The 24,698-nt window shown below is 69.2% G+C and carries 29 protein-coding genes; 20 read left to right on the plus strand and 9 right to left on the minus strand.

Annotation, left to right across the window (positions count from 1 at the left end):
* Positions 1-8: 8 nt before the first annotated feature.
* Both EZ216_RS04130 and EZ216_RS04135 read right to left on the minus strand, forming a co-directional pair.
* A complete protein-coding gene (locus EZ216_RS04130; protein ID WP_135248289.1) occupies positions 9-1,148 on the minus strand; it encodes a flagellin N-terminal helical domain-containing protein in 1,140 nt (379 codons plus the stop codon).
* 261 nt (positions 1,149-1,409) lie between these two features.
* Complete coding sequence (locus EZ216_RS04135) at positions 1,410-2,549, minus strand: flagellin N-terminal helical domain-containing protein (RefSeq protein ID WP_135248290.1); 1,140 nt, start codon at positions 2,547-2,549, stop codon at positions 1,410-1,412.
* Positions 2,550-2,866: 317 nt separating this feature from the next.
* On the opposite strand from EZ216_RS04135, the gene flhD reads away from it, so the two are divergent.
* The 13 genes from flhD to EZ216_RS04200 all read left to right on the plus strand — a co-directional run bounded on the left by flhD (position 2,867) and on the right by EZ216_RS04200 (position 15,705).
* On the plus strand, positions 2,867-3,214 hold the full coding sequence (gene flhD, locus EZ216_RS04140) for a flagellar transcriptional regulator FlhD (protein ID WP_135248291.1): 348 nt from the start codon (positions 2,867-2,869) through the stop codon (positions 3,212-3,214).
* Between the two features lie 14 nt (positions 3,215-3,228).
* On the plus strand, positions 3,229-3,765 hold the full coding sequence (gene flhC / locus EZ216_RS04145) for a flagellar transcriptional regulator FlhC (RefSeq protein ID WP_205959615.1): 537 nt from the start codon (positions 3,229-3,231) through the stop codon (positions 3,763-3,765).
* A 238-nt stretch (positions 3,766-4,003) separates the two neighbouring features.
* Positions 4,004-4,873 (plus strand): flagellar motor stator protein MotA, encoded by an 870-nt coding sequence (gene motA / locus EZ216_RS04150; protein ID WP_135248293.1) that lies wholly within the window; start codon positions 4,004-4,006, stop codon positions 4,871-4,873.
* A 10-nt stretch (positions 4,874-4,883) separates the two neighbouring features.
* Complete coding sequence (gene motB / locus EZ216_RS04155) at positions 4,884-5,897, plus strand: flagellar motor protein MotB (RefSeq protein WP_135248294.1); 1,014 nt, start codon at positions 4,884-4,886, stop codon at positions 5,895-5,897.
* The gene (cheY, locus tag EZ216_RS04160) at positions 5,894-6,292 is read left to right on the plus strand and encodes a chemotaxis response regulator CheY (RefSeq protein WP_135248295.1); all 399 of its coding nucleotides are present in this window, start codon (positions 5,894-5,896) and stop codon (positions 6,290-6,292) included. Before motB ends, cheY begins: the two co-directional genes overlap by 4 nt.
* Before the next feature lie 35 nt (positions 6,293-6,327).
* On the plus strand, positions 6,328-6,924 hold the full coding sequence (locus EZ216_RS04165) for a protein phosphatase CheZ (protein ID WP_135248296.1): 597 nt from the start codon (positions 6,328-6,330) through the stop codon (positions 6,922-6,924).
* A 231-nt stretch (positions 6,925-7,155) separates the two neighbouring features.
* Positions 7,156-8,289 carry an EscU/YscU/HrcU family type III secretion system export apparatus switch protein gene (locus EZ216_RS04170; protein WP_135248297.1) on the plus strand — a complete coding sequence of 378 codons (1,134 nt, stop codon included), beginning with the start codon at positions 7,156-7,158 and terminating at the stop codon, positions 8,287-8,289.
* 50 nt (positions 8,290-8,339) lie between these two features.
* Positions 8,340-10,379 (plus strand): flagellar biosynthesis protein FlhA, encoded by a 2,040-nt coding sequence (flhA, locus tag EZ216_RS04175; protein WP_239024300.1) that lies wholly within the window; start codon positions 8,340-8,342, stop codon positions 10,377-10,379.
* Complete coding sequence (flhF, locus tag EZ216_RS04180) at positions 10,376-11,752, plus strand: flagellar biosynthesis GTPase FlhF (RefSeq protein ID WP_135248299.1); 1,377 nt, start codon at positions 10,376-10,378, stop codon at positions 11,750-11,752. Before flhA ends, flhF begins: the two co-directional genes overlap by 4 nt.
* Positions 11,745-12,479 carry a MinD/ParA family ATP-binding protein gene (locus EZ216_RS04185; RefSeq protein WP_135248300.1) on the plus strand — a complete coding sequence of 245 codons (735 nt, stop codon included), beginning with the start codon at positions 11,745-11,747 and terminating at the stop codon, positions 12,477-12,479. The genes flhF and EZ216_RS04185 overlap by 8 nt, the downstream gene beginning before the upstream one ends.
* A 32-nt stretch (positions 12,480-12,511) precedes the next feature.
* Positions 12,512-13,237 carry an RNA polymerase sigma factor FliA gene (locus EZ216_RS04190; protein ID WP_135249114.1) on the plus strand — a complete coding sequence of 242 codons (726 nt, stop codon included), beginning with the start codon at positions 12,512-12,514 and terminating at the stop codon, positions 13,235-13,237.
* 85 nt (positions 13,238-13,322) lie between these two features.
* Complete coding sequence (locus EZ216_RS21960; protein ID WP_135248301.1) at positions 13,323-15,062, plus strand: methyl-accepting chemotaxis protein; 1,740 nt, start codon at positions 13,323-13,325, stop codon at positions 15,060-15,062.
* A 235-nt stretch (positions 15,063-15,297) separates the two neighbouring features.
* The gene (locus EZ216_RS04200; RefSeq protein WP_135248302.1) at positions 15,298-15,705 is read left to right on the plus strand and encodes a GNAT family N-acetyltransferase; all 408 of its coding nucleotides are present in this window, start codon (positions 15,298-15,300) and stop codon (positions 15,703-15,705) included.
* A 4-nt stretch (positions 15,706-15,709) separates the two neighbouring features.
* Here EZ216_RS04200 and EZ216_RS04205 read toward each other — a convergent pair whose 3' ends face one another.
* Genes EZ216_RS04205 through EZ216_RS04215 form a run of 3 tightly spaced genes read right to left on the minus strand, consistent with a single transcriptional unit; the run spans position 15,710 to position 17,108 of the window.
* Positions 15,710-16,087 (minus strand): hypothetical protein, encoded by a 378-nt coding sequence (locus tag EZ216_RS04205; protein ID WP_135248303.1) that lies wholly within the window; start codon positions 16,085-16,087, stop codon positions 15,710-15,712.
* Between the two features lie 10 nt (positions 16,088-16,097).
* Positions 16,098-16,646, minus strand: coding sequence for an NMCC_0638 family (lipo)protein (locus EZ216_RS04210; RefSeq protein WP_135248304.1), 549 nt, complete (start codon positions 16,644-16,646; stop codon positions 16,098-16,100).
* Between the two features lie 51 nt (positions 16,647-16,697).
* Positions 16,698-17,108 (minus strand): VOC family protein, encoded by a 411-nt coding sequence (locus EZ216_RS04215; RefSeq protein ID WP_239024267.1) that lies wholly within the window; start codon positions 17,106-17,108, stop codon positions 16,698-16,700.
* A gap of 301 nt (positions 17,109-17,409) precedes the next feature.
* Between EZ216_RS04215 and EZ216_RS04220 the strand changes: the two genes are divergently transcribed.
* Positions 17,410-17,994, plus strand: a complete 585-nt coding sequence (locus EZ216_RS04220; protein ID WP_135248305.1) for an imm11 family protein — start codon at positions 17,410-17,412, stop codon at positions 17,992-17,994.
* Between the two features lie 259 nt (positions 17,995-18,253).
* Here the strand turns inward: EZ216_RS04220 and EZ216_RS21265 are convergent, their stop codons facing one another.
* The 4 genes from EZ216_RS21265 to flgA all read right to left on the minus strand — a co-directional run bounded on the left by EZ216_RS21265 (position 18,254) and on the right by flgA (position 20,171).
* Positions 18,254-18,580 (minus strand): hypothetical protein, encoded by a 327-nt coding sequence (locus EZ216_RS21265; RefSeq protein WP_167772826.1) that lies wholly within the window; start codon positions 18,578-18,580, stop codon positions 18,254-18,256.
* Positions 18,581-18,704: 124 nt separating this feature from the next.
* A complete protein-coding gene (locus EZ216_RS04230) occupies positions 18,705-19,079 on the minus strand; it encodes a hypothetical protein (protein WP_135248306.1) in 375 nt (124 codons plus the stop codon).
* Positions 19,076-19,369 (minus strand): flagellar biosynthesis anti-sigma factor FlgM, encoded by a 294-nt coding sequence (gene flgM, locus EZ216_RS04235; protein WP_135248307.1) that lies wholly within the window; start codon positions 19,367-19,369, stop codon positions 19,076-19,078. Before flgM ends, EZ216_RS04230 begins: the two co-directional genes overlap by 4 nt.
* Before the next feature lie 115 nt (positions 19,370-19,484).
* On the minus strand, positions 19,485-20,171 hold the full coding sequence (gene flgA, locus EZ216_RS04240; RefSeq protein WP_135248308.1) for a flagellar basal body P-ring formation chaperone FlgA: 687 nt from the start codon (positions 20,169-20,171) through the stop codon (positions 19,485-19,487).
* Positions 20,172-20,320: 149 nt separating this feature from the next.
* Between flgA and flgB the strand changes: the two genes are divergently transcribed.
* The 6 genes from flgB to flgG are packed head-to-tail and all read left to right on the plus strand — an operon-like array spanning position 20,321 to position 24,687.
* Positions 20,321-20,710 carry a flagellar basal body rod protein FlgB gene (gene flgB, locus EZ216_RS04245; protein WP_135248309.1) on the plus strand — a complete coding sequence of 130 codons (390 nt, stop codon included), beginning with the start codon at positions 20,321-20,323 and terminating at the stop codon, positions 20,708-20,710.
* Between the two features lie 11 nt (positions 20,711-20,721).
* Positions 20,722-21,126: a flagellar basal body rod protein FlgC gene (gene flgC / locus EZ216_RS04250; RefSeq protein ID WP_135248310.1), complete on the plus strand. Its 405-nt coding sequence runs from the start codon at positions 20,722-20,724 to the stop codon at positions 21,124-21,126.
* A 12-nt stretch (positions 21,127-21,138) separates the two neighbouring features.
* On the plus strand, positions 21,139-21,801 hold the full coding sequence (locus tag EZ216_RS04255) for a flagellar hook assembly protein FlgD (RefSeq protein ID WP_135248311.1): 663 nt from the start codon (positions 21,139-21,141) through the stop codon (positions 21,799-21,801).
* Between the two features lie 20 nt (positions 21,802-21,821).
* Positions 21,822-23,129: a flagellar hook protein FlgE gene (flgE, locus tag EZ216_RS04260; RefSeq protein ID WP_135248312.1), complete on the plus strand. Its 1,308-nt coding sequence runs from the start codon at positions 21,822-21,824 to the stop codon at positions 23,127-23,129.
* A gap of 20 nt (positions 23,130-23,149) precedes the next feature.
* A complete protein-coding gene (gene flgF, locus EZ216_RS04265) occupies positions 23,150-23,884 on the plus strand; it encodes a flagellar basal-body rod protein FlgF (RefSeq protein ID WP_135248313.1) in 735 nt (244 codons plus the stop codon).
* A 20-nt stretch (positions 23,885-23,904) separates the two neighbouring features.
* A complete protein-coding gene (gene flgG, locus EZ216_RS04270) occupies positions 23,905-24,687 on the plus strand; it encodes a flagellar basal-body rod protein FlgG (RefSeq protein ID WP_135248314.1) in 783 nt (260 codons plus the stop codon).
* Positions 24,688-24,698 lie beyond the last annotated feature (11 nt).

Below are 24,698 nucleotides of genomic sequence, written 5' to 3' on the forward strand. Positions count from 1 at the left end.
CAGCGGAGTTACTTCAGGAGCTGCAGCACCTGCTGCGGCAGCTGGTTGGCCTGCGACAGCATGGCGTTGCCGGCCTGCTGCAGGATCTGCGAGCGGGCCAGGTTGGCGGTTTCCGCGGCGAAGTCGGTGTCCATGATCCGCGAGCGCGCGGCCGTGGTGTTCTCCGACGCGATCTGGATGTTGGCCACGGCGCTTTCGAAGCGGCTCTGCACCGCGCCCAGCTTGGCGCGCGCGCCGTTGATGGCCGTCAGGGCCGCGTCGGCCTGCGAGATGGCCAGCTGCGCGCCGCCGTAGCTGCTGACGTCCAGCGAAGCCATGTTGGGGCTGGCGGCGGCGGTGGCGGAGTCGGCGGCGGCGAAGCCCACCTTGGCCGTGTTGGCGGCCGTGCCGGTGATCGTGATGTTGCTCGACGAGGTCAGCACGATCTGGTTGTTGGTGCTGTCGTAGAACGCGCCCACGCCGGTGGTGGTGCCGATGCGGTTGATCGCGTCGATCACCTGCGCCTGGCGCTCCTGCGTCGTGCCCGCGGCGGGCAGCGCGCCGATGTCGACGCCGTTGATCACGAGGTCGCCGGCGGTGGTGGCCGTCAGGTCGGTGATGGCGACGCCGTTCTGCGTGCTGGCGCGGTTGACCGAGCCCATGCCGGCCAGGCGCGCGTCGACGATGGCCGACACGGTGATGCTGTCGCCGGCGTCGGCGCCGACCTGGAACTTGGCCGAGGTGAAGCTGCCGTCCAGCAGCTTGGTGCCGTTGAAGTTGGCCGAGCCGGCGACGCGGTCGATTTCCTCCTTCAGCTGAGCCACTTCCTGCTGCAGGGCGGCACGGTCGGTGTTGCTGTTGGTGGCGTTGGACGATTGCACGGCCAGTTCGCGCACGCGCTGCACCATCTCGCCGATCTTGCCCAGCGCGCCTTCGGCCGTCTGCGCCAGCGACACGCCGTCGTTGGCGTTGCGGGCGGCGACGTTCAGGCCGCGCACCTGCGCGTTCATGCGCTCGGCGATCGCCAGGCCGGCCGCGTCGTCCTTCGCGCTGTTGACGCGCAGGCCGCTGGACAGGCGCTGGATGGAAGTGTTCAGCGACGACTGCGACGAGCTGAGGTTGCGCTGCGTGTTCAGCGACGCCAGGTTGGTATTGATGACCGAGGACATGGGGACTCCAATCGAAAACGGGTTTCAACCGGATGTGCCCAGGCGTCGGGCTTCCGGAACTGGCCCCCCATCGCTGGGAGGGTCCCGGAACTTTGCGCCGGGCAGCCCCGGCGCGATCGAACGAGAAAAGGGCGGAATTCCGCCCTATTCGATGGCGCGCATCGCGCGCGATGACGAATGACTTCGCTTCGCTCAATGACGAATGACCTTCATCCGTCATTGCGCGCGAAGCGCGAGTCATTCGTCATTCACCTTCCGCGATCAGCGCAGCAGGCTCAGCACCTGCTGGGGCAGCTGGTTGGCCTGCGACAGCATCGCCGTGCCGGCCTGCTGCAGGATCTGCGCGCGGGTCATGTTGGCCGTTTCCGCCGCGAAGTCCGTGTCCATGATCCGCGAGCGGGCGGCGGTGGTGTTCTCCGAAGCGATCTGGATGTTGGCCACCGCGTTCTCGAAGCGCGACTGGATGGCGCCCAGCTTGGCGCGCGCGCTGTTGACCTGCTTGAGCGCCGCGTCGGCCTGCTGGATGGCCAGCTGCGCGCCGCCGTAGCTGCTGACGTCCAGCGAAGCCATGTTGGCGCTGGCGGCGGCGGTGGCGGAGTCGGCGGCGGCGAAGCCCACCTTGGCCGTGTTGGCGGCCGTGCCGGTGATCGTGATGTTGCTCGACGAGGTCAGCACGATCTTGTTGTTCTGGGCGTCGAAGAACGCGCCCACGCCGGTGGTGGTGGACACCCGGTTGATCGCGTCGACCACCTGTGCCTGGCGCTCCTGCGTCGTGCCCGCGGCAGCCAGCGCGCCGACGTCGGTGCCGTTGATCACCAGGTCGCCGGCCGTGGTGGCCGTCAGGTCGGAGATCTGCGCCGCGTTCTGCGTGCTGGCGCGGTTGACCACGCCCATGCCGGCCAGCGACGCGTTGGTGATGCTGGAAATCGTGATGCTCTCGCCGGCGTCCGCGCCGACCTGGAACTTGGCCGACGAGAAGCTGCCGTCCAGCAGCTTGGTACCGTTGAAGTTGGTGCTGCCGGCGACGCGGTCGATTTCCGACTTCAGTTCGCTCACTTCCTGCTGCAGGGCGTCGCGGTCGGTCTGCGTGTTGGTGGCATTGGACGACTGCACGGCCAGTTCACGCATGCGCTGGACCATCTCGCCGACCTTGCCCAGCGCGCCTTCGGCCGTCTGCGCCAGCGACACGCCGTCGTTGGCGTTGCGGGCAGCGACGTTCAGGCCGCGCACCTGCGCGTTCATGCGCTCGGCGATCGCCAGGCCGGCCGCGTCGTCGCGGGCGCTGTTCACGCGCAGGCCGGTGGACAGGCGCTGGATGGAGGTGTTCAGCGCCGACTGCGAAGCGCTCATGTTGCGCTGGACGTTCAGGGAAGCGATGTTGGTGTTGATGACGGAAGCCATTTCGTTTGTCCTCTAGGTGCGGGCCCGCGGCCCCAGGTTTTGCAAAGCCGCGAATCCTTCTTCGCGGGCCCGGCGGGGAACTGCCCCGTTGCCTTCCGTCTTCGGCGCGCCGCCGCCGGACTTGAACCTCGCCGGTTCGCCGGGCGCTTAGGGAATTTGCTCAAGTCAATGGGGAGCTTTTGTCCGCCTTAGGGAATTTGCTGGCCCGACACAACTGTTTTTTCTCATCAAGAAGACAGTTACACAAAGGCACAGTACGTCCATCGAACAGACACGCGGTTCGACCCCTTATCCACCGAACACCGAACGAGAGACACATGCCCCCCGAACAAGTCACCCAGGAAATCCGCGAGCTCAACCTGTCGTACCTCATGCTCGCGCAGAACATGATCCGCGCCGACAAGGCGCAGGCCCTGTTCCGCCTGGGGATCAGCGAGGAAGTGTCCGAGCTCATCGCCGCCATGTCGCCCCAGCAGCTGGTCCGTGCCGCCTCGCGCACCCAGACGCTGTGCGCCATGCGTTTCGAAGATGAAATGGTCTGGGGCCTGCTGACCGACCGCCACGCGCCGCGCCAGTCCGAGGACTCCACCGCCGGCCGCCTGCACGCCAGCGTGCTGATGGCCAGCCGCGCTTCCAGCTTCGCCGCCGGCGCCGCCGCGGCCTGACGGGAGCACGCGCGATGAGCAAGAGCCTGATCGCCGAGAACCAGCAGCTGCAGCAGGCCATGCGCCTGATCGCGCTGGGCGCGCGCATGGCGGTGCTGGAGTCCGAGACCAGCCTGTCGCACGAACGCCTGGTGCGCCTGCACCGCGAGATCACCGGCCAGTCGCCTTCCAAGGGCCAGCTGCCCTACTCCACCGACTGGTTCCTGGCCTGGCAGCCGAACATCCACAGCTCGCTGTTCATGAACATCCACGAGCGCCTGGACAAGTCGCTGGCGCTGCCGTCGACCGAGCTGCTGATCAAGGCGTGGGAGCTGTACCGCGAGGAGATGGTGAGCCAGGGCGTGGAGCCCATGCTGTCCATCACCCGCGCCTGGCGCCTGGTGAAGTTCGTCCACAGCGACATGCTGTGCCTGACCCTGTGCACCCAGTGCGGCGGCCACTTCGTGACCCACACCCACGAATACGGCCCGGGGTTCAAGCCCTTCGTCTGCGGCCTGTGCGAACCGCCGGCCCGCGCGGGCAAGTCCAAGCGTGCGGGCGCTATCCACTGATACCAATACGGACTCCCTTACGCGGAGTGCGCAGAGGGAGCGCAGAGGTCGCAGAGGAAATCCATTCAAGGTGTTTCTTCTCTGCGTACTCTGCGCTCCCTCTGCGCACTCTGCGTAAGGGCGTCCGCATTTAGGCGATTTGCCTAGCCGCGGCGCTCAAGCCGGGCCACCCAGAGCCGTTAACTCCCTCATGGCCGTCCCTGCGCCTTCGCGCGGGGGGCGTGAAGTGGAAAACAAGATGTTCGTCCTGCTCGGTTACGTGGTGGTGATCGGCTGCGTGTTGGGCGGCTATGCGATCGCGGGTGGCAGCTTCGGCGTCATCGTGCACGCGGCGCCGCACGAGCTGTTCGTGATCGGGGGCGCCGCGCTCGGCGCCTTCCTGGTGGGCAACAGCAGCAAGACCATCAAGGCCACGCTCAAGTACCTGCCCACCCTGCTCAAGGGCAGCAAGTACAGCAAGGCCCGCTACCTGGAGCTGATGGCCCTGCTCTACGACGTGCTGGTCAAGGCGCGCAAGGACGGCCTGATGTCCATCGAAGGCGACATCGAGAAGCCCGGGGAAAGCGCGATCTTCAGGAAGTACCCGCTGATCTCCGCCGACCACCACCTGATGGAGTTCATCACCGACTACCTGCGCATGATGGTGTCGGGCAACCTGAACGCGCACGAGCTCGAGAACCTGATGGACAACGAGATCGAGACGCACCACCACGAGGCCGCCGTGCCCGCCCACGCCATCCAGGCGGTGGGCGACGGCCTGCCCGCCTTCGGCATCGTGGCCGCGGTGCTGGGCGTGGTGAAGACGATGGCCTCGGTCGGCGCTTCGCCGGCGGTGCTGGGCCAGATGATCGCCGGCGCCCTGGTGGGCACCTTCCTGGGCATCCTGATGGCGTACGGCTTCGTGAGCCCGCTCGCGTCGCTGGCCAACCAGAAGGTGGACGAAGCCACCAAGGAACTGCAGTGCGTGAAGACCACGCTGCTGGCCAGCGTGCAGGGCTACGCCCCTGCCATCGCGCTGGAGTTCGGCCGCAAGGTGCTGTACTCCACCGATCGCCCCGGCTTCGCCGAGCTCGAGTCCCACGTCAAGGGCGCCAGGAAGGCAGCCTGAGGAACACATCATGGCCGCGACCGGAAAACTCCAGCCCATCATCGTCAAGCGCATCAAGAAGGGCGGCCACGGCGGCCACCACGGCGGCGCGTGGAAGATCGCTTACGCGGACTTCGTGACGGCCATGATGGCGTTCTTCCTGCTCATGTGGCTGCTGGGCTCCACCGCCCAGGGCGACCTGCAGGGCATCGCCTCGTACTTCCAGAGCCCGCTGAAGGTCGCCCTCACCGGCGGCAGCGGCTCGGGCGACAGCTCCAGCATCATCAAGGGCGGCGGCCAGTCGCTCACCCGCACCAACGGCAACATGCAGCGCGGCGAGGTGAAGTCGGAGAGCCACGCCTACAACCTGCAGGCCCTGCGTTCCGAAGTCGAAGCGGCCGACATGCGCAAGATGCAGGAAGTCCAGGCCAAGCTGGAAGCGGCCATCGCCAGCAACCCGCGCCTGGCGGGCCTGCGCGGCCAGCTGCGCACCGACGTCACGCCCGACGGCCTGCGCATCCAGATCGTGGACGACCAGGGCCGGCCCATGTTCGACGCCGGCAGCGCCCGCGTGAAGGACTACATGCGCGAGCTGCTGCGCGGCATCGGCCAGCTGGTGAACGAGTACGACGGCCTCGTCGTGCTGTCCGGCCACACCGACGCGTCGGCCTACTCCGGCGGCGAGCGCGGCTACTCCAACTGGGAGCTGTCGTCCGACCGCGCCAACGCCTCGCGCCGCGAACTGCTGGCCGGCGGCCTGTCGGAAGACCGCGTGGTGCGCGTGCTGGGCCTGGGTTCTTCCGTGCCTTTCGAAGCCGCCGACCCGATGAGCCCGCTCAACCGCCGCATCTCCATCCTCGTGCTCGGCCAGCTCGGCCGCGAACGCTGGCAGTCGGGCACCGAAGTGCCCGTGTCCGAAGCGCAGGCCCTGGAACGCCTGCTGGCCCGCCGCGAAAGCGCCGCGCCGGCACCGGCCGCCACGGCTTCCGCCCCCCACCCCGAAACCGTCTCCAACCAACCCGCCGTACCCGGAGCCCGTCCATGACCGCCCCTGCCGACCTGAAGTTCCTGATCGTCGACGATTTCTCCACCATGCGCCGCATCGTGCGCAACCTGCTCAAGGAAGCGGGCCACGCCAACGCCGACGAGGCCGAGGACGGCGCCGTCGCCCTGCAGAAGATCAAGGGGGGTGGCTTCGACTTCGTCGTGTCCGACATCAACATGCCCAACATGAACGGCTTCGAGCTGCTGGCCGCCATCCGCGCCGAGCCGTCGACGAAGAACCTGCCGGTGCTGATGATCACCGCCGAAGCGCGCAAGGAAGACATCGTGCTGGCCGCGCAGAACGGCGCTTCGGGCTACATCGTCAAGCCTTTCACCAAGGCGACGCTCGAGGAGAAGGTCGGCAAGATCCTGCAGAAGCACCAGCTGGCGGCCTGAACGGCGGCGAATCGCAAGAAGAGGGAAGCCCCGACATGACCGCCGAACACGCCTCCACCCCGCCCGACGCGCAACTGTTCTACCAGCGCGTGGGCGAGATCACCCGCCGCCTGCACGAAGCCCTGCGCGAACTGGGCTACGACAAGCAGATCGAGCAATCCCTCGGCTCGCTGCCCGACGCGCGCTCGCGCCTGCAGTTGATCGCCCGCCTGACCGGCGAGGCGGCCGAGAAGGTGCTGAACACCGTCGACGCCGCCCAGGCCCGCCAGGACGCGCTGGTGCAGCAGGCCGCGCGCATCGATGCGATGCTGGATTCCGGCCGCCCCGACGCAGGCGCGCTGCGCGGGTTCACGCAGATGGTGCGCGACAACGCCGCCGCCACCAATTCGCAGCTGACCGACATCATGCTGGCCCAGGATTTCCACGACCTCACCGGCCAGACCGTGCGCAAGGTCGTGGACATCGCCGCCAGCCTGGAAGAGTCGCTGCTGAAGCTGCTACTGGAAGCGTCGCCGCCCTCCACCCTCACCGACCGCGGCCCCCTGGACGGCCCCGTGGCCGACGTCACCCGCGCCGACGTGGTGACCAACCAGGAACAGGTCGACGACCTGCTGGAATCGCTGGGGTTCTGAAAGTCGGACTCCCTTGCGCAGAGCGCGCAGAGGTGTCGCAGAGATCGCAGAGGAAAACCATCAAAAGTTTTCCTCGCCTTCTCAGCGTCCTCTGCGCGTCCTCTGCGCCCTCTGCGTAAGGGAGTCCGCTCCCGCCTCCCCCGCCCCGTGAAGGGCACATTTCCCCTTCTTCTCCGCACTTAAGTTTTCCGCCCGGATCGAACAATCACCGGCAACTGAAGAAGTTGCCCGATGTCCGCGTCCGAAGCCAGCAAGGAAGACAAACAGCTAGAAGCGTCCCAGCGCCGCCTTGACCAGGCGCGCGAGGAAGGCCAGCTGCCGCGCTCGCGCGAGCTGGGCCACCTGGCCGTGGCGCTGTCGGCGATCGGCCTGCTGCTGGCCGCCGGGCCCTGGCTGGGCAAGGGCGCGCTGGAACTGGTGGGCCGCGGCCTGCGCTTCGACCGCGCCGCCGCCTTCGAGGAAGCGCGCATGGCCACCCGCCTGGCCGACCTGGGCGGCGAAGGCCTGCTGCTGGCCGCCCCCGTCTCGCTCGTCCTCGCCCTGCTGCTGGCCGCCTGCGGCGTCGCCGTCGGCGGCTGGAACCTCACGTCCAAGGCGCTCGAGCCCAAGCTCGATCGGCTGGACCCGCTCGCCGGTTTCGGCCGCATGTTCTCGCTGCAGGGCATGCTGCAGCACCTGCGCGTGGTGGCCGCGGCCGCCGCGCTGGTGGCCGCCGCTGGCCTCTACCTGTGGAACCACGGCGGCGAACTGCAGAACTTCGCCCGCATGCCGCTGGTGGCCGCGCTGTCCGCCGGTGTCGACTGGATCGCCGCCGGCATGACGCTGCTGGCGCTGGTGGCTTTCGCCGTCGCCCTGATCGACGTGCCGCTGCAGATCTTCCGCCACAAGAGCGAGCTGCGCATGACGCACGACGAGGCGAAGCAGGAAAACAAGGAATCGGAAGGCGACCCGCACGTCAAGGGCCAGCGCCGCCGCATGGCGCGCGAGCTGTCGCGCGGTCGCATGCTGGCCGACGTGCCCAAGGCCAGCGTGGTGGTGACCAACCCGACCCACTACGCCGTCGCCCTGGCTTACGAGGAAGGTGCCGGGGGCGCGCCGCGCATCGTGGCGATGGGCACCGACCACCTGGCACTGAAGATCCGCGAAGTCGCCAAGGCTTCGCGCGTGCCCACGCTGGAAGCGCCGCCGCTGGCGCGCGCGCTGTACCGCCACGGCGACATCGGCGCGGAAGTGCCGGTGGCGCTGTACACCGCCGTCGCGCAGGTGCTGGCCTGGGTGTACGCCCTGCGCGACGCGCGCCGCACGCCTGAGACCCCCGTCATCGAAGTCCCCGCGAGCATGGACCCGCAGGCCGCTGAAGCATGAGCACGGCCATCGTTCCCGCCGCCCATGGCGCGCCCGGCCCCGCCGGGCTGATGCGCTGGCTGCCCGCACCCAAGGCGCTGGGCGCGCCGCTGCTCATCGTCATGGTGCTGGCGATGATGCTGGTGCCGCTGCCGCCGTTCGCGCTGGACCTGCTGTTTTCCTTCAACATCGCCGTCTCGCTGGTGGTGCTGATGGTGGCCTCGTCCACCAAGCGCACGCTGGACTTCGCCAGCTTCCCCGGTGTGCTGCTGGTCACCACGCTGCTGCGCCTGTCGCTGAACGTCGCTTCCACGCGCGCGGTGCTGCTCAACGGCCACACCGGCACCGGCGCCGCGGGCCAGGTGATCGAGTCGTTCGCCCACTTCCTGATCGGCGGCAGCTTCGCCGTCGGCGTGGTGGTGTTTGCCATCCTCACCATCATCAACTTCGTCGTCATCACCAAGGGCGCCGGCCGCATCGCCGAGGTGTCGGCGCGCTTCGCGCTGGACGCGATGCCCGGCAAGCAGATGGCCATCGACGCCGACATGGCGGCCGGCAGCATCGACGAGAAGGAAGCCCGCAAGCGCCGCAAGGAAGTGACGCAGGAAGCGGAGTTCTACGGCGCCATGGACGGCGCGTCGAAGTTCGTGCGCGGCGACGCCATCGCCGGCATCCTGATCCTGTTCATCAACGTCGCGGGCGGCCTGGTCATCGGCACGCTGCAGCACGGCCTGCCCTTGTCCACCGCGCTGGACCAGTACGTGCTGCTGGCCATCGGCGACGGCTTGGTGGCGCAGGTGCCCGCGCTGGTCATCTCCGTGGCCGCCGGCCTGATCGTCGCCCGCGTCGGCGAGGACGACATCGGCGAGCAGCTGGCGTCGCAACTGTTCTCCATCCCGCGCGCGCTGGGCCTCACCGCCGCCGTCATCGGCGTGCTGGGCCTGGTGCCGGGCATGCCCCACCTGCCCTTCCTGCTGCTCGCCGGCCTGTGCGGCTGGGGCGCGTGGTACCTGTCGAAACTGGCGAAAGAGAAGCCGGCCGAAGCACCTGCTGCGGCGGCGGCCGCGTCGAACGGCGAAGCGAGCTGGGACGACGTGGCGCCGGTGGACGTGCTGGGCCTGGAAGTGGGCTACCGGCTGATCGCGCTGGTGGACAAGGACAAGGGCGGCGACCTGCTGGGCCGCATCAAGGGCGTGCGCAAGAAGTTCGCCGGCGAAGTGGGCTTCCTGCCGCCCGCCGTGCACATCCGCGACAACCTGGAACTGCACCCGTCCGCCTACCGCATCCTGCTGCGCGGCGTGGTGGTGGGCGAAGGCCAGGCGCTGGCCGGCATGTACATGGCCATCAACCCCGGCCACATCAAGGTGCCGCTGGCCGGCACGCTGACCAAGGACCCCGCCTTCGGCCTGGAGGCCACCTGGGTGGAAGCGCGCCTGCGCGAAGACGCCCAGGCCCTGGGCTACACCGTGGTGGACGCCTCCACCGTGCTGGCCACGCACCTCAACCACGTGATGCAGGCGCACGCCGCCCAGCTGCTGGGCCGCAACGAGCTGCAGGAGCTGCTGGACCACGTGCGCAAGTACGCGCCTTCGCTGGTGGACGAGACCGTGCCCAAGGTCGTGCCCCTGCCCGTGCTGCAGAAGGTGCTGCGCAACCTGCTGGACGAGACCGTGCACCTGCGCGACGTGCGCGGCGTGCTGGAACTCGTCGCCGAAGCCGGTGGCACGCCCGACGCCGAATCCCTCACCCGCGAGATCCGCATCGGCCTGGCGCCCGCCATCGTGCAGCACCTGTACGGCTCGGTGCGCGAGCTGGGCGTCATCGCCGTCGAACCCGGACTCGAACAAGTGCTGGTGCAGGCGCTTTCGCCGCAAGCCACCGCGCCGCTGGACCCCGGCATGGCCGAACTGCTGTGCAACCAGGCCGAAGCGGCCGCGCGCGAGCAGGAAGAAGCCGGCCTGCCCGCCTGCCTGCTGGTGCCCGACCGCATCCGCACCGCCATGTCGCGCCTGGTGCGCCGCAAGGCCCCGCGCCTGCACGTGCTGGCGCACTCGGAAATCCCGCGCACCCATTCCATCCACATCCAACGCGTCCTCGGAGTCACCCCATGAACGTCAAGCGGTTCGTCGGCAAGAACGCCCGCGAAGCCCTCGCCCAGGCCCGCGCCGCATGCGGCGACAACGCCGTGGTGCTGTCCAACCGCCCGGTGCCCGGCGGCGTGGAGATCCTGGCCATGGCCGGCGAGGACGCCGACGCGCCCGAGCTGCCCCTGCCGCTGCCGGCGGCGGCCAAGCCCAAGGAAGCGCCGCTCATGAGCACGCTGTCGTTCCAGGACTACGTGCGCGAGCGCCAGCGCCAGGAAGCAGCGCCCGTCGCGGCGCAAGTGCCGGCGCCCATGCCCACCCCGCGCCGCACGCCGACCGAGCCCGGCCGCTTCGCGCGCCAGCAGCTGGCCGAAGCCGCGCTGGCCGAGGCCGCAACCTTCACCGAGCCCCCTCGCGCTGAAGCGTTGCCCGCGCCGCAGGCCGTGAACGCCGCGGCGAGCGAGGCACTGATGACGGAGCTGCGCAGCATGCACAGCGCCATCACGCGCCAGCTCTCGGGCCTGGCCTGGTTCGACAACGCGCGCCGCAGCCCGGCGCAGACGCGCCTGCTGCGCCTGCTGGTGGGCAACGGCTTCTCGCCCGCGATGGCGCGCGAGCTGGTCGCCCGCCTGCCCGACGACGTGCCGGAAACGCAATCCGAGAAGTGGATGCTGGACATGCTGTCGCACAACCTGCGCTGCGCCGGCGACGACGGCCTGCACCAGCGCGGCGGCGTGTATGCGCTGGTGGGCCCCACCGGCGTGGGCAAGACCACCACCACCGCCAAGATCGCCGCGCAGTTCGCGCAGCAGCACGGCCCTGCCAGCGTCGGCCTGATCACGGTGGACACCTACCGCATGGCGGGCAGCGACCAGTTGCGCGCCTTCGGCAGCCTGCTGAACATCCCCGTGCACACCGCGCGCGACGCCGCTTCGCTGCACGAGCTGCTGCAGCTGTTCGCCGGCCGCAAGCTGGTGCTGATCGACACCGTGGGCCTGGGCCAGCGCGACCGCCGCGTGCAGGAGCTGCTGGCCGGCCTGCCCGCCAAGGAAGTCACCCGCCTGCTGGTGCTGAACGCCGCCGTGTCCGGCGAGACGCTGGACCAGGTGGCGCAGGCCTACACCGCCGGCCCCGGCACGCGCTGCGTGATCACCAAGCTCGACGAAGCCGTGCGCTGCGGTGGCGCCGTGGACGTGGCGCTGCGCCACCGCCTGGTGGTGGAAGGCATCGCCAACGGCCAGCGCGTGCCCGAAGACTGGCACCGCCCGCATTCGCAGCTGCTGGCGCAGAAGGCGCTGATGAAGCCCGCCGGCCGCTTCGCGCCCGACGACACCGACCTGGGCCTGCTGCTCACGCTGCCGCCCGGCACGCGCTCTTCGCAGGAGGGGCACCATGCTTGAAGGCGGCGACCAGGCCGCGGGCCTGCGCCGCGCGGGCCGCATCGCTCCGCTGCAGCTGCTGGCCTTCCCGCTGGGCGAAGGCCCCGCGGGCTGGGTGGCGCAATTGGCGCGCGCGCTGCGCTCGCTGGGCCGCCGCCCCGTGGTGCTGGACGCCGCGCGCGGCGCGGTGGCCGGCGCGCTGGGCCTGAAACCCACGCGCCACGACCTGCTGCACCTGCTGCGCGGCGAGCGCGAGTTCGACGCCGTGGCGCAGCCCACCGCCGACGGCATCTACGTGCTGCGCGGTGATCGCGGCCTGGAAGCTTTCGCCGCTTCCGGCAGCGCGGCCGCCCCGCTGCTGGACGCGTTCTCGCGCGTCTCCCCGAAATTCGACGAACTGCTGCTGGCCATGCCGGCGGCGGAACTGGCGTGCATCGCCTCGCCCGCCCGCACCGTGCCCGTGCTGGTGCTGGACACCAGCGGCGCTTCGCGCATGCAGGCGTACGCGCAGGCCAAGCAGCTGCATGGCCACGGCTTCCGGCGCTTCGCCTGCGTGGTGCGCGGCGCCGAAGACAACGCCGACGCGCAGCGCGCCCATGCCGGCCTGGCCGCCGCGGCCGCCGCCTTCCTGGGCGCGGACGTGGCCATGGCCGGCTGGCTGCCGCGCGCGCCACAGGCGCCGCAGGCCGCACTGGCCCGCACCGCCGACACCCTTCTCCGCACCGCCGCGCAACCGGTGGCCGCATGAAAGACGAACGAGACTCCCCCGAGGAATTCGCCATGTACACCGCCCAAGGAAAGCTGCAGTCCAGCACGCCCCAGCCCGGCATCGAGCACTACCTGCCGCTGGTGCGGCGCACGGCGCACCGCATGATCGGCCGCCTGCCCGCCAACGTGGAAGTGGACGACCTGATCCAGGCCGGCGTCATGGGCCTGATGGAAGCGCTGGAGCGCTACGAGCAGGGCCACGGCGCGCAGTTCGAGACTTTCGCGCTGCAGCGCGTGCGCGGCGCCATGCTGGACGAGCTGCGCGGCACCGACTGGGTGCCCCGCTCCGTGCGCAAGCACCAGCGCGACATCGCCGACGCCGTGCAGAAGCTGGAGCAGAAGCTGCACCGCGCGCCGGCCGACAGCGAAATCGCGCAGCACATGGGCGTGACGCTGGCCGAGTACCACGACATGCTGGTGGACGTGCGCGGCGCGCAGCTGGTCTACACCGACGACTACGAGGCCGGCGAGGACGATTCGCACTACCTGGACCGCCACACCACGCCCGACGCCAAGGCCGACCCGGCCGCGCAGCTGTCGGACCGGCGCTTCCGCGAAGCGCTGGTGGGCGCCATCGAGGACCTGCCGCAGCGCGAGCAGTACGTGATGTCCATGTACTACGAGCACGACATGAACCTGAAGGAGATCGCCGCGGTGCTGGGCGTGACGGAATCGCGCGTGTGCCAGCTGCACAGCCAGGCCGTGGCGCGCCTGCGCTCGCGGCTGAAGGCGTATTGAGCATCAACTTCCGCGCGCCGCCGCCGATAAGCACCGTAAGGTCCGCGCTGGGCGGCCCCCTTCCCTTCCCTGAAAGCCGAGAAACATGTCCAAGAAATCCGGATTGAAGCTGAGCACCAGGCTGGCCCTTGCCTTCGCCGCCATGCTGGCGCTGACGCTGGCCGTCGGCGGCATCGCGCTGCAACGCCTGCAGGTGATCCACACCGCGACCGACGAAATGGCCATCAACTGGCTGCCCAGCATCCGGACGCTGGGCGATGCGCGCTCCGCGGCCAACCGCATCCGCCGCGCCGAGAGCGACCACCTGCTGTCCACGTCCGAATCGGACATGGTCGCGATCGAAGGCCAGATCATCGAGCAGAAGGCGGCCATGACCGAAGCCATCAGCTCCTTCGAACCCGTGGCCGACTCCGCGGAGGAGAAGGCCCTGCTGGTCCAGTTCCGCAAGCACGAGGACGCCTGGCTGGGCCAGCAGCAGAAGCTGTTCGCGCTGTCGCGCAATGCCAAGACCAAGGGCGAAGCGCTGGCGATGTTGCGCGGCGATTCGCGCAAGAGTTTCAACGACATGGTGCAGGTTCTCAACGACCTGGTGCAGTACGAAGACAAGGGCTCGCGCACCTCGTCGGCCAGCGCCAACGCCGCCTACCAATCCGCGATCATCTGGGTGATGGGCATCGGCGCTTTCGCGCTGGTGGTGGCCGCCGCGCTGGGGATCTGGATCGTGCGTGGGGTGACCCGCCAGCTGGGCGGCGAACCGGCTGAAGCCGCCGACCTGGCCAAGCGCGTCGCCGACGGCGACCTGAGCGTGCAGATCCAGGTGAAGAACGGCGACCAGTCCAGCCTGGTGGCGGCGCTCAAGCGCATGCAGGACAGCCTGTCGGCCATCGTGAACGGCGTGCGCCAGAACGCCGACAGCGTGGCGACGGCTTCGGGCCAGATCTCGCAGGGCAACAACGACCTGTCCAGCCGCACCGAGGAACAGGCCTCGGCACTGCAGCAAACCGCCGCTTCGATGAAGCAGCTGGCGACCACCGTGCACCAGAACGCCGCGAACGCGGAACAAGGCAACGAGCTGGCCGTGGCGGCCTGCGACGTGGCCACCCGCGGCGGCGAAGTGGTAGGCCAGGTCGTGGAGACCATGAAGGGCATCAACGACAGCAGCCGCAAGATCGCCGACATCATCGGCGTGATCGACGGCATCGCCTTCCAGACCAACATCCTCGCGCTCAACGCCGCGGTGGAAGCCGCGCGTGCCGGCGAGCAAGGCCGCGGCTTCGCGGTGGTCGCCAGCGAGGTGCGATCACTGGCCCAGCGCAGCGCCGACGCCGCCAAGGAGATCAAGCAGCTGATCACCGCCAGCGTCGAGCGCGTCGAGCAAGGCAGCGCGCTGGTCGACCAGGCCGGCACGACGATGGAAGAAGTGGTGCAGTCCATCCGCCGCGTCACGGACCTGATGGGCGAGATCAGCGCCGCCAGCCGCGAACAGAGCGCCGGCGTCGCGCAGATCGGCGAAGCCGTCGCGCAGATGGACCAGGCCACGCAGCAGAACGCCGCGCTGGTGGAAGAAAGCGCCGCCGCCGCCGACAGCCTGAAAGCCCAGGCCGGCCAGCTGGTGGGCGCGGTGTCGGTGTTCAAGCTCGCCGGCCAGGCTTCGGTGGCGTCCAACATGCCCAACGTGACCGGCGCCCCGCCGGCACCCGCGAACGTGCCGCGCCCGGCCTACGCCACCACCAAGGCCAGCGCCCCGGTCAGCCGACCGGTGGTGTCGCCCAACCTGTCCACGCCGGCGAAGACAGGCACGGACGACGACTGGACGACGTTCTGAGTTCTTTTTTTTGTACCGGGGGATTTGCAAAGTCCCCTCCAAGGTGATTTTGGGGCGCCCTTGGTGGCGCCCCTCTTTTTTGCTTGCGCATCCATGTCATCCCGGCGAACGCCGGGATCCATCCCCGGAAAGTTGCGCCTGCGCAGTTCGACTTCCCGGTGATGGATGCCGGGTCAGGCCCGGCATGACACCTTGGTGGACGGCCGTCCGGCTGGACGTCCGTTATCGTGCGCGGATGAACACGACCCCCATCGACTACCGCCATAACCTGCCCCTGGATCCCGTCGAAGTGGCCCGCGTCTTCGACGCATCGGGCATCAAGCGCCCGACGGCCGACCTGCCGCGCATCGCCAGGATGTTTGCGGCGCCGGCGCTGGTGATCTCGGCTTGGTGCGCGGGGCGACTGGTGGGCGTGGCGCGTTCGCTGACGGACTACAGCTACTGCTGCTACCTGTCCGACCTGGCGGTGGACCAGGCCTTGCAAGGGCGTGGCATCGGTCGTGAGCTGATCCGGCGGACGCAAGCCGTCATCGGCGATGAGGTGTCGCTCATCCTGCTGTCCGCGCCCGACGCGATGTCGTACTACCCCGCCGTGGGCTTCCAGCCGGCGGACAACGCTTTCGTCATCCGCCGCCAGCGATGAGCCTTCAGCCCGTCGCGAACGTCTTGCCGTCGGGCCCGATCATCGTCATGGCCTGGCCATCGAACGCCAGGCAGCCCAGCGTGCGGCAGATCTGCGCCACCACCGCGCGCTGCGTGGCGCGGTGCGAAGTGCGGATGGACCAGGCGAGCGACGAAGGCGATTCCACGCTGAACTCGTACCAGGTCTCGCCATCTTCGTACTGGGCGCCGAAGTGCGGCGGCGCGCCGGGCACCGAGGTGTCCCGCCACTGCAGGAGGGGGTAGAGCCGCGACAGCGCCGCCATCACCTCGGCGGCTTGCTGCGGCGCCATCGCCTCTTCGGACAGGTCGGCCATCGAGCGGACTTCCACCGTCGGCTTGAACACCAGGAAGTCGTAGCTCATCCCGGGCGCCCTACTTCGCCATCCTCAGCGACACCGCGCCCTGGAAGAACGCACCGTCCACCGGCGAAGTGCTCAGCACCCACGAGGCATACGGCGCGGGCCCGCGATGGACGCTGTAGACGACGGTGCGCAGGCCGTTGGGCGTGGTGGTGGGCTGGCCCGGCTCCGTCTCGAAACCGGTGCTGCGCGACGGCAGCCATGACGAGACCACCTCCTCCAGCGCCTTGGCGTCGACCTTGCGCGCCCACACCGTGCACACGCCTTGCCGGTCCAGCGTGAGCGCCCAGTCGCCCACCGCCAGCTGCACGGCCCACGCCCGCCCTTCGGCGTTGCCCAGGAAACGCTTGGCCGCCTCCGGCCGCAGCGGTCGGAAGCCGGTTTTCTCGGCCTGCTCGCCGACCTTCTGCGGGTCGGCCTGCGGCGTGAGGCACAGGTCCATGAACATGCGCATGGTGTAGAGCGCCTGCTGCTCGCCGGGGGTGGACGCGGGCGGCTCGGCGTCGGCGGCGTACGCCGCGGTGGCAAACAACAATGCGGCGGCAAAGGCAAGGGCTTTCATCGGACTTCGGGAGGCGTCATGGCGCAAGTGTCGCATGCACGCCAGGACGTTTCATCGCTCGGGCCGAGGCTCTCTCGCATAGCTCACGGTGAGGGCTTCCCATACATGCCCGTCAGGCTCGCTCCAGTACACGATGCGCCCGCCATGGTGCATGTTCACCCGAGAGTCGGGCGGACCGTGAGGAGTGCTTCGATAAGGGATGCCCAACTCGCCGAGCCGGGCGACCACCTGGTCGAACTCCGCTTCGCTCATCCTGAAGCAGTAGTGCTGCCTGGGCAACGCGCCGTCCCACTGGTCGAAATCCAGTGTCAGCCCGTCGTTCACATACACCGGGCAGAACGGGCCGACGCCCTGCTCCGCCCAGTTCACGCCGAGCACCCTGGCGAGAAGCTCCGCGGAGCTTCTTCTGTCCTTGGCCGGAACAATGATGTGATCCAGGAACATGGTCACCTCGCTCTGCATGATTTCGGGTCCCATCATACGAAGACAGGGACGCCGCGCACAGATGCACCGCGGTCGCAGCGACCCGCAATCACTCGGCTTTCGTGAGGCATCTTGTCAAGCACTGGGCCGTACGGTGCCGTCTTTGCGAGTTGCGCGGCGCGCGCCTGGACCTTGGGCAGGAATGCGGCTTCCGCATACCGCTGCACACGGCCAATGCTTCATGTGTTCCCCGGATTACTGCGCCCGCAGGACGACGCGGCCGCTTCCCCTCTGTACTCTGCAAGACCCGCTCTCGCACCCGTCGCTCGTTGCCCTTTGCATGGACTATTTTGTTCTGACAACCTCTGCCCAGGCCGGCGGAGTTATCAACGACTACCCGCAAGGCAGTCCGGCCATTTGGAAGTTTGGCGAGGGTCTCCGCATGGCTCACGAGTTCCCTCTGCATGCTGAGGTGTGTTTCTCCCCGCTGTTTCCCACCTTCGACAAGCTGTATGACTTTCAGTCCACCACGCTGAGCACACCCGTTGTCTCCGGTAGGGTCCGAAGGGTCATCGACTCCTTGTCGATCCACAACGCCGAGCTCCTGCCCGTCGTCCTGAAGAACCATCGTGGCGAGGACGTGCCAGGCGAGTACGCTCTTTTGAACCTGATCGGAGCCGAGAATGCCATCGACATGCAGGGCTCCGACTACAAGATGAACCACATCGACAAGGAGCAGATCGGACGGATCAAGAAGCTTCGTCTCCAGAAGGACGCCATCTCTGCTGACGCGAAAATGTTCCGGTGCCATCGCATGCGGCGACTGACACTCATTCGCGAAGACGTGGCCGCTGCGTTCCATGATGCGGGCCTGACCGGCTTCCGCACTTACCGTGCAGAGGGGTGGAATGGTCTGGAGATCTAAGGAAGGCCTGAGCAAGGCCGATTCCACAAGGAACAGGTAGTCCACCTTCGCGCGATACCCCCCGCGGAGCTTCACGCCACGTCCCCCTCTCTTCACGCCTCCCGTCTCGCCGGATACCCATCCGACTATGCGAAAGCGAAAGCACAAACGCCGCGCACAAGAGCCTGCAGCCACGGCACCAACGTTCCGCGGCATAAGAGATCGGGAGATGGATTCTGGCGATTGCCGGATTGACAAGAACGGGAGCGATTGCTGACCCTCAGGCCGGCGAAGCCCCCTGCCCTCTCACCACCCCCTCCGCCTCCAACATCATCGGCACCGAATCCGCCGCATCCGCATCCACGCCCTCCGGCACGTCATCGAACACGCGGTCGATGAAATCCCGCGCCGTCCGCCGCGAAATCTCGTGCGCCTGCGGCTGCGACTCGCACCCGCCCGAAGTCGTCTTGCGAAACGCATGCGACGTCTCCCAAACCGACAGTGGCCTCACAGGGCAGATCTTGGTGTAACCGTGCCAGGCCCCGTCGGCCTGCACGGTGTAGGTCGCCAGGAAGAGATGGCGGTAGCGTTCGATGGTCTCGAGCATGGGAGGGTCCTTGCGCAGATGGCTTCCCCAGATTTCGGCGGCTCGCGGCGGCGCCCGATAGGGAAATGCCGCAAGGCTGCGGACCGGCGGTGACGGCGCGATGACTCGCGCGCGGGAACCGCGCTCAGGCGATGGCGGTGCCGCCGCTGCGCCAGCCGCTGCTGACGCCGCCGGTGCGGCCGTACACGCCCCGCAACCGCGCTTCCTGCAGGCGCGTCTGGCCGGCGCCCAGCGCTTGCAGGGCGGCTTCGGCATCCTGGCCGCGGCGCTGGGCCAGGCGCCAGCACGTTTCGCAGGCCAGGGAGAGGGCCGCCACGCGCGGCTTCAAGGCAAGGGGCAGCCCGCCGGCGCGCACCTGCGCGCCCAGCAGGGCCAGGCCGGTGCGCAGCGCCGCGTCCAGCGCGTGCAACGCATCGGCCTCGCCGCGGCGCAGGTGCTCCTGCTGCCGCGCGACGATGGTTTCGAGCTGCGCGATGGCGCGCTCGGCGCCGCCGGTCATCCGGCGCTGCGCGGCGACAGCAGGGCCGTCGCGTCGGAGATCAGCTGGTCGGCGATGGCGCCGGCGTTGACGGTGAAGCGGCCTTCGGAGATGGCCTTGCGGACGGCGTCCACCTTGGCCTGGTCGAAGTCGCTGCCGCCGGCCGCGCGCACCAGCGCGGCGCCCGCGGGCGAAACGTCCGCCGTGTCCACGGCCGGCGTGGCCGACAGGGGCGCGACGGGGGCCGCCGGGCGGCTGCTGCCCGCGGCCGGGGCGGCGGGCGTCAAGTCGTGGGTCGATCCGATCTTCATGGGTCTGCTCCAGGCCCCCGCTTCAGGGGCTTTGGGGGAATCTTCGGCGCGTCCGGCGGGAACTTAAGCCCCGGAAAGCGGCCTTTTTCCGCCTTTTTATGCCGCCGAGGCCCCGTTACAGGGCCACGTCCACGATCCGGCCTTCACGCGCGGTACCGCTGAGCACCCGGCCCAGCTCCGTGCGCACCCGCACCGGCTGGCCTTCGGCGGCGGCGGTCAGCGCCTGGCCGGCAGCCGAGACGTTGAAGCCGGCGCCCGCGATGCGCAGCCGCACGGCGTCGCCCGCGTTCACCACCTGCACCGCGCGCAGCATGTCGGCCCGCAGCAGCTGGCCAGCGGCCAGCGGGCGCGTCAGGGCACGGCCCTGCACGGCTTGCGCGTCGCGCAGCGGCAGCGCGGTTTCGCGGGTGAGTTCGATCTCCTGCTCCTGCAGGTCCTGGGCCGAAGGCACGGCGCCCGCGGCCAGCGGCGCGGCGGCCACCAGCGCGGTGGTCCAGGCGCGGACGGTCACCGGGACCATCACGGTCCAGGTACCGCCTTCCACGCAGCGCACGCCCACGGCCATGCGGCCCCAGGGGCGCGCGCCAGTCGGCAGGAAGGTGTCGGTACGCGCGCACGCCGGCAGGTCGGCGCGCGGCGTGAACGGGCCCACCTGCACTTCGTAGCGCGTCAATTGCGCCGCCTGGGCGGCCATGTGCTTGTCCACCGCGGCGCGCAGCACGCTCTCTTCAAACGGCGAGCGTTGCGCCTGCGCGAAAGCAGGCGCGGCGGCCACCAGCAAAAGGAAGAAGGGAAAGCGCATGGGAAGCCTCGCGGTTGGGGATGGGGTGACTTTAGGTGCCAGGCCCCTGCCCCGCGGCGCCCAAAAGCCGAGCCAAAGGCCGCCTTATCCCCGCTTCAGTGTCGCAACCCGCTGCCGATACTGCCCCGACCCCGATAAGGATCGCCGCCATGTCCCTGTTCACCACTTCCCTCGACGCCCACGCCACGGCCCTGTCGCTGCTGGCCGAGCGCCAGAAGCTGCTGGCGGGCAACATCGCGAACGCCGACACCCCCGGCTTCAAGGCGCGCGATTTCGATTTCTCGCAGGCGCTGGCCCAGGCCCGCGGCCAAGCCGGCGGCGCGATGGCCGCGACGAACGCCGGTCACATCGCACCGGTGTCGCCCGCCGCCGCCGAGCCCGCCTGGCGCACCAGCGAGCAGCCCGCGCTGGACGGCAACACGGTGGACCTGGACCGCGAGCGCGCCAGCTTCGCCGACAACGCCATGCGCTACGAAGCCACGCTGCGCTTCGTCAACCACGACGTGCGGACCATGCTGTCCGCCATCACCGGCCAATAAGGAAGCGCGCCATGTCCCTGGTCCAGCTGTTCAACATCGCCGGCAGCGCCGTGTCGGCCCAGTCCAAGCGCCTGAACGTGGTGGCGAGCAACCTCGCCAACGCCGACAGCGTGGCCGGCCCCGACGGTCAGCCGTACAAGGCGCGCCAGGTCACCTTCCAGTCCGAACTGCAGGACGCCGGCGAAGCGGCCGGCGTGCGCGTGGCCGGCATCACCGAGAGCGAAGCGCCCGGCCGCCGCGTGCACAACCCCGCCCACCCCATGGCCGACGCCGACGGCTACGTGACGCACTCCAACGTCAACGTGGTCGACGAGATGGTCAACATGATCTCCGCCTCGCGCGCCTACCAGAACAACCTGGAGGTGATGAACACCGCCCGGGCGCTGCTGGCCAAGACGCTGCAGATGGGTCAGTAAAGGAAACGCGCGATGACGACCGTCACCTCCCCCACCAGCGCAACCACCGGCACCGCCAGCAAGGTGTCCTCGCTCACCAGCGCCGCCGACCAGGAAGACCGCTTCATGAAGCTGCTGGTCGCGCAGATGAAGAACCAGGACCCGCTCAATCCGCTGGACAACGCGCAGATGACCAGCCAGATCGCGCAGATCAACACCGTGGGCGGCATCGAGAAGCTGAACACCACGGTGGCTTCGCTGCTGTCGGCGTTCAACCGCATGCAAGCCACCAGCGCTACCGAACTCTCCGGCCGCAACGTGCTGGTGGAGGGCAACCAGCTCACGCTGGCGGACGGCCAGGCCACCGGCGGCGTGTCGCTGGGCGCCGACGCCGATACGGTGAAGGTGGAAGTGATCGACGCCACCGGCCAGGCGGTCAGCACGCTGCAGCTGGGCAAGACCGCGGCCGGCGTGCGCAGCTTCCAGTGGAACGGCCAGCTGGATGCCGGCGGCACCGCGCCCGAAGGCACCTACAAGTTCCGCGTCACCGCCACGGCTTCCGGCAAGGCGGTGGATGCCACCGCGCTCGCACCCGCGCAGGTGCGCGCCGTCACCACCGGCGCCGACGGCGCCGTGCAACTCGACCTGGGCACCGGCGGCGTGAAACCGCTTGACGCCGTCCAGGCCTACCTTTGAATCCCAGGGAGTAAAGCCACATGAGCTTCCAGCAAGGCATCAGCGGCCTGAACGCCGCCGCCCGCAACCTCGAGGTGATCGGCAACAACATCGCCAACGCCAACACCGTGGGCGCCAAGGTGTCGCGCGCCGAGTTCGCGGACATCTACGCCAACACCGCGCTGCACCAGGCCGGCTCCACGCCGGGCATGGGCGTGGCGGTCTCGGCCGTCACGCAGCAGTTCGGCCAGGGCTCCATCCGCTCGACGGAAAACCCACGCGACCTGGCCATCAACGGCCGCGGCTTCTTCGTGGTGTCGCAGCCCGGCGCGCTGGACCGCTCGTACACACGCAACGGCCAGTTCCAGATGGACAGCCAGAACTACCTGGTGACCGGCGACGGCCAGCGCCTGCAGGGCTACTCGGTCGACCCCACCACCGGCGTCACCACCGGCGTGCTGTCGGACATCCAGCTGTCGTCCACCGGCATCCAGCCGCAGGTCACCACCAAGGGCACGCTGGCGCTGAACCTGGACGGCCGCGCCGCGGCGCCCACGGCCAGCACGCCGGCTTTCTCGACCACCAATTCGGCGTCGTACGCGTCTTCCACCTCGATGACGGTGTACGACCAGCAGGGCAACGAGCACGTGCTCAGCACCTACTACCGCCGCACCGCGGTCGACAACCAGTGGGACGTGTACGCCTCGCTCGACGGCAACCCCGTGCCGGCCCTGGCCGCGGGCGTGCAGCCGCCCGCCGGCCGCCTGACGTTCAATGCCGACGGCACCCTGGATACCGCGCAGTCCGGCACGCTCAACGCCGGCGTGCTGACCGCCGGCGACCTGTCGGTGCAGCTGCCCTACCCGACGTCCACGCTGCCGGTGCCGCCCTCGTCGTCGGCGACGTCCGCGCCCGTCACGCTGTCGTTCACCGGCACCACTCAGTTCGGTCAGGCTTTCGGCGTCACGGCGCTGTCGCAGGACGGCTTCGGCCCCGGCCAGCTCACCGGCTTCTCCGTCGACGGCGACGGCACGGTGCAGGCGCGTTATTCCAACGGCCGCACGATCGGCGCCGCGCGCATCGCGCTGGCCGACTTCGCCAACGAGCAGGGCCTGGTGCCGATGGGCAACAACCTGTGGCGCTCCACCACCTCGTCGGGCACGCCGGTCATCGGCACGCCCGCCACCGGCACGCTGGGCTCGCTGCAGGGCGGCGCGCTGGAGGAATCGAACATCGACCTCACCACGCAGCTGGTGGACATGATCAGTGCGCAGCGCGCCTACCAGGCCAACGCGCAGACCATCAAGACGCAGGACCAGATGCTCTCCACGCTGGTCAACCTGCGCTGATCGAACGCTGAGGCCGCGCCATGGACCGCCTGATCTACACCGCCGCCGCCGGCGCCCGCGCGCTGATGCAGCGCCAGGACGGCCATGCCAACAACCTGGCCAACGCCAACACGCCGGGCTTTCGCGCAAGCGAGACGGCTTTCCGCGCCGTGCCCGTGCGCGGCGAAGGCATGCCCACGCGCGTGGTGTCGCTGGAGGCTTCGGCCGGCTTCAACGAGAAGAGCGGTCCCATCGAGCAGACCGGCCGCAACCTCGACGTGGCCGTGCTCGGCCGCGGCTACCTGGCGGTGCAGGCGCCCGACGGCACCGAGGCCTACACCCGCGCCGGCGCGCTGCAGGTCAACGACCAGGGCGCGCTGGTCACTTCGCAAGGCCTGCCGGTCAACGGCGAAGGCGGCGCATTGAACATCCCCGCCGGCGCCACGGTGAGCATCGGCCGCGACGGCACGGTGACCGCGCAGCCGGCCACAGGCCCGGCCCAGCAGGTCGGCCGCCTGAAGCTGGTGAACCCCGAGCCCGGCGCGCTGCGCAAGGGCGACGACGGCCTGCTGCGCATGGACGGCGGCGGGGAAGCGCCGGCCGACCCGGAAGTGCGCGTGGCCGCCGGCGCGCTGGAGGGCAGCAACGTGAACGTGGTCGAGGCCATGGTCGGCATGATCGCCGCCGCCCGCCAGTTCGACACCCAGATGAAGCTCCTGCAGTCCGCGGAGCAGGACGACCAGCGCGCATCGCAACTGCTCGCCCCGGTCCGCTGAACACGAGAAAAGGAAAGCAGATGCTCCGCTCGCTCGACATCGCCAAGACCGGCCTGGAAGCCCAGCAGACCCAGCTGGACGCCATCACGCACAACCTCGCCAACGTCGGCACCAACGGCTACAAGCGCAGCCGCGCCGTGTTCGAGGACCTGCTGTACCAGAACCTGCGCCAGGCCGGCGGCAGCAACACCGCCGAAACGCAGCTGCCCACCGGCCTGCAGCTGGGCAGCGGCGTGCGCGCCGTCGCCACCTCGCGCAACTTCTCGCAGGGCGCGCTCACGCAGACCGGCAACTCGCTGGACCTGGCCATCAACGGCCAGGGCTTCCTGCAGATCCAGATGCCCGACGGCACCACCTCGTACACGCGCGACGGCGCGCTGCAGGTCGATGCGCAAGGCCAGCTGGTGACTTCGGCCGGCTACCTGGTGCAGCCCAACATCACCATCCCCGCCAACGCGCAAAGCATCACCATCGGCAAGGACGGCGTCGTGTCGGTGCAGGTGCCGGGCAGCGCGCAGCCCACCAACGTGGGGCAGCTGCAGCTGGCCAACTTCGTGAACCCGGCCGGCCTGGACCCGCGCGGCGGCAACCTGTTCGCCGAGACGGCCGCTTCGGGCAACCCGCAGACCGGCAACCCGGGCAGCAACGGGCTGGGCTCGCTCAACCAGGGCTCGGTGGAGAGTTCCAACGTCAACGTGGTCGAGGAGCTGGTCGCCATGATCCAGACGCAGCGCGCCTACGAGATCAATTCCAAGGCCATCCAGACGTCCGACCAGATGCTGGGCCGTTTGTCGCAACTCTGATGAGCATTCCG

The sequence above is a fragment of the Ramlibacter humi genome, assembly GCF_004681975.1.
Taxonomy (GTDB): Bacteria; Pseudomonadota; Gammaproteobacteria; order Burkholderiales; family Burkholderiaceae_C; genus Ramlibacter; species Ramlibacter humi.

Coding starts and splice junctions, on each gene's coding strand:
- flgA (WP_135248308.1), bottom strand. CDS start 20,171: ATGCGCTTTCCCTTCTTCCTTTTGCTGGTGGCCGCCGCGCCTGCTTTC.
- EZ216_RS04135 (WP_135248290.1), bottom strand. CDS start 2,549: ATGGCTTCCGTCATCAACACCAACATCGCTTCCCTGAACGTCCAGCGC.
- cheY (WP_135248295.1), top strand. CDS start 5,894: ATGACCGCCCCTGCCGACCTGAAGTTCCTGATCGTCGACGATTTCTCC.
- motA (WP_135248293.1), top strand. CDS start 4,004: ATGTTCGTCCTGCTCGGTTACGTGGTGGTGATCGGCTGCGTGTTGGGC.
- EZ216_RS04230 (WP_135248306.1), bottom strand. CDS start 19,079: ATGACCGGCGGCGCCGAGCGCGCCATCGCGCAGCTCGAAACCATCGTC.
- EZ216_RS04170 (WP_135248297.1), top strand. CDS start 7,156: ATGTCCGCGTCCGAAGCCAGCAAGGAAGACAAACAGCTAGAAGCGTCC.
- flgB (WP_135248309.1), top strand. CDS start 20,321: ATGTCCCTGTTCACCACTTCCCTCGACGCCCACGCCACGGCCCTGTCG.
- EZ216_RS04165 (WP_135248296.1), top strand. CDS start 6,328: ATGACCGCCGAACACGCCTCCACCCCGCCCGACGCGCAACTGTTCTAC.
- EZ216_RS21265 (WP_167772826.1), bottom strand. CDS start 18,580: ATGCTCGAGACCATCGAACGCTACCGCCATCTCTTCCTGGCGACCTAC.
- EZ216_RS04130 (WP_135248289.1), bottom strand. CDS start 1,148: ATGTCCTCGGTCATCAATACCAACCTGGCGTCGCTGAACACGCAGCGC.
- motB (WP_135248294.1), top strand. CDS start 4,884: ATGGCCGCGACCGGAAAACTCCAGCCCATCATCGTCAAGCGCATCAAG.
- flhF (WP_135248299.1), top strand. CDS start 10,376: ATGAACGTCAAGCGGTTCGTCGGCAAGAACGCCCGCGAAGCCCTCGCC.
- flgF (WP_135248313.1), top strand. CDS start 23,150: ATGGACCGCCTGATCTACACCGCCGCCGCCGGCGCCCGCGCGCTGATG.
- EZ216_RS04210 (WP_135248304.1), bottom strand. CDS start 16,646: ATGAAAGCCCTTGCCTTTGCCGCCGCATTGTTGTTTGCCACCGCGGCG.
- EZ216_RS21960 (WP_135248301.1), top strand. CDS start 13,323: ATGTCCAAGAAATCCGGATTGAAGCTGAGCACCAGGCTGGCCCTTGCC.
- flgE (WP_135248312.1), top strand. CDS start 21,822: ATGAGCTTCCAGCAAGGCATCAGCGGCCTGAACGCCGCCGCCCGCAAC.
- EZ216_RS04185 (WP_135248300.1), top strand. CDS start 11,745: ATGCTTGAAGGCGGCGACCAGGCCGCGGGCCTGCGCCGCGCGGGCCGC.
- flhA (WP_239024300.1), top strand. CDS start 8,340: ATGCGCTGGCTGCCCGCACCCAAGGCGCTGGGCGCGCCGCTGCTCATC.
- EZ216_RS04215 (WP_239024267.1), bottom strand. CDS start 17,108: ATGCAGAGCGAGGTGACCATGTTCCTGGATCACATCATTGTTCCGGCC.
- flhC (WP_205959615.1), top strand. CDS start 3,229: ATGAGCAAGAGCCTGATCGCCGAGAACCAGCAGCTGCAGCAGGCCATG.
- EZ216_RS04200 (WP_135248302.1), top strand. CDS start 15,298: ATGAACACGACCCCCATCGACTACCGCCATAACCTGCCCCTGGATCCC.
- flgM (WP_135248307.1), bottom strand. CDS start 19,369: ATGAAGATCGGATCGACCCACGACTTGACGCCCGCCGCCCCGGCCGCG.
- EZ216_RS04190 (WP_135249114.1), top strand. CDS start 12,512: ATGTACACCGCCCAAGGAAAGCTGCAGTCCAGCACGCCCCAGCCCGGC.
- flgG (WP_135248314.1), top strand. CDS start 23,905: ATGCTCCGCTCGCTCGACATCGCCAAGACCGGCCTGGAAGCCCAGCAG.
- EZ216_RS04220 (WP_135248305.1), top strand. CDS start 17,410: ATGGACTATTTTGTTCTGACAACCTCTGCCCAGGCCGGCGGAGTTATC.
- flhD (WP_135248291.1), top strand. CDS start 2,867: ATGCCCCCCGAACAAGTCACCCAGGAAATCCGCGAGCTCAACCTGTCG.
- EZ216_RS04255 (WP_135248311.1), top strand. CDS start 21,139: ATGACGACCGTCACCTCCCCCACCAGCGCAACCACCGGCACCGCCAGC.
- flgC (WP_135248310.1), top strand. CDS start 20,722: ATGTCCCTGGTCCAGCTGTTCAACATCGCCGGCAGCGCCGTGTCGGCC.
- EZ216_RS04205 (WP_135248303.1), bottom strand. CDS start 16,087: ATGAGCTACGACTTCCTGGTGTTCAAGCCGACGGTGGAAGTCCGCTCG.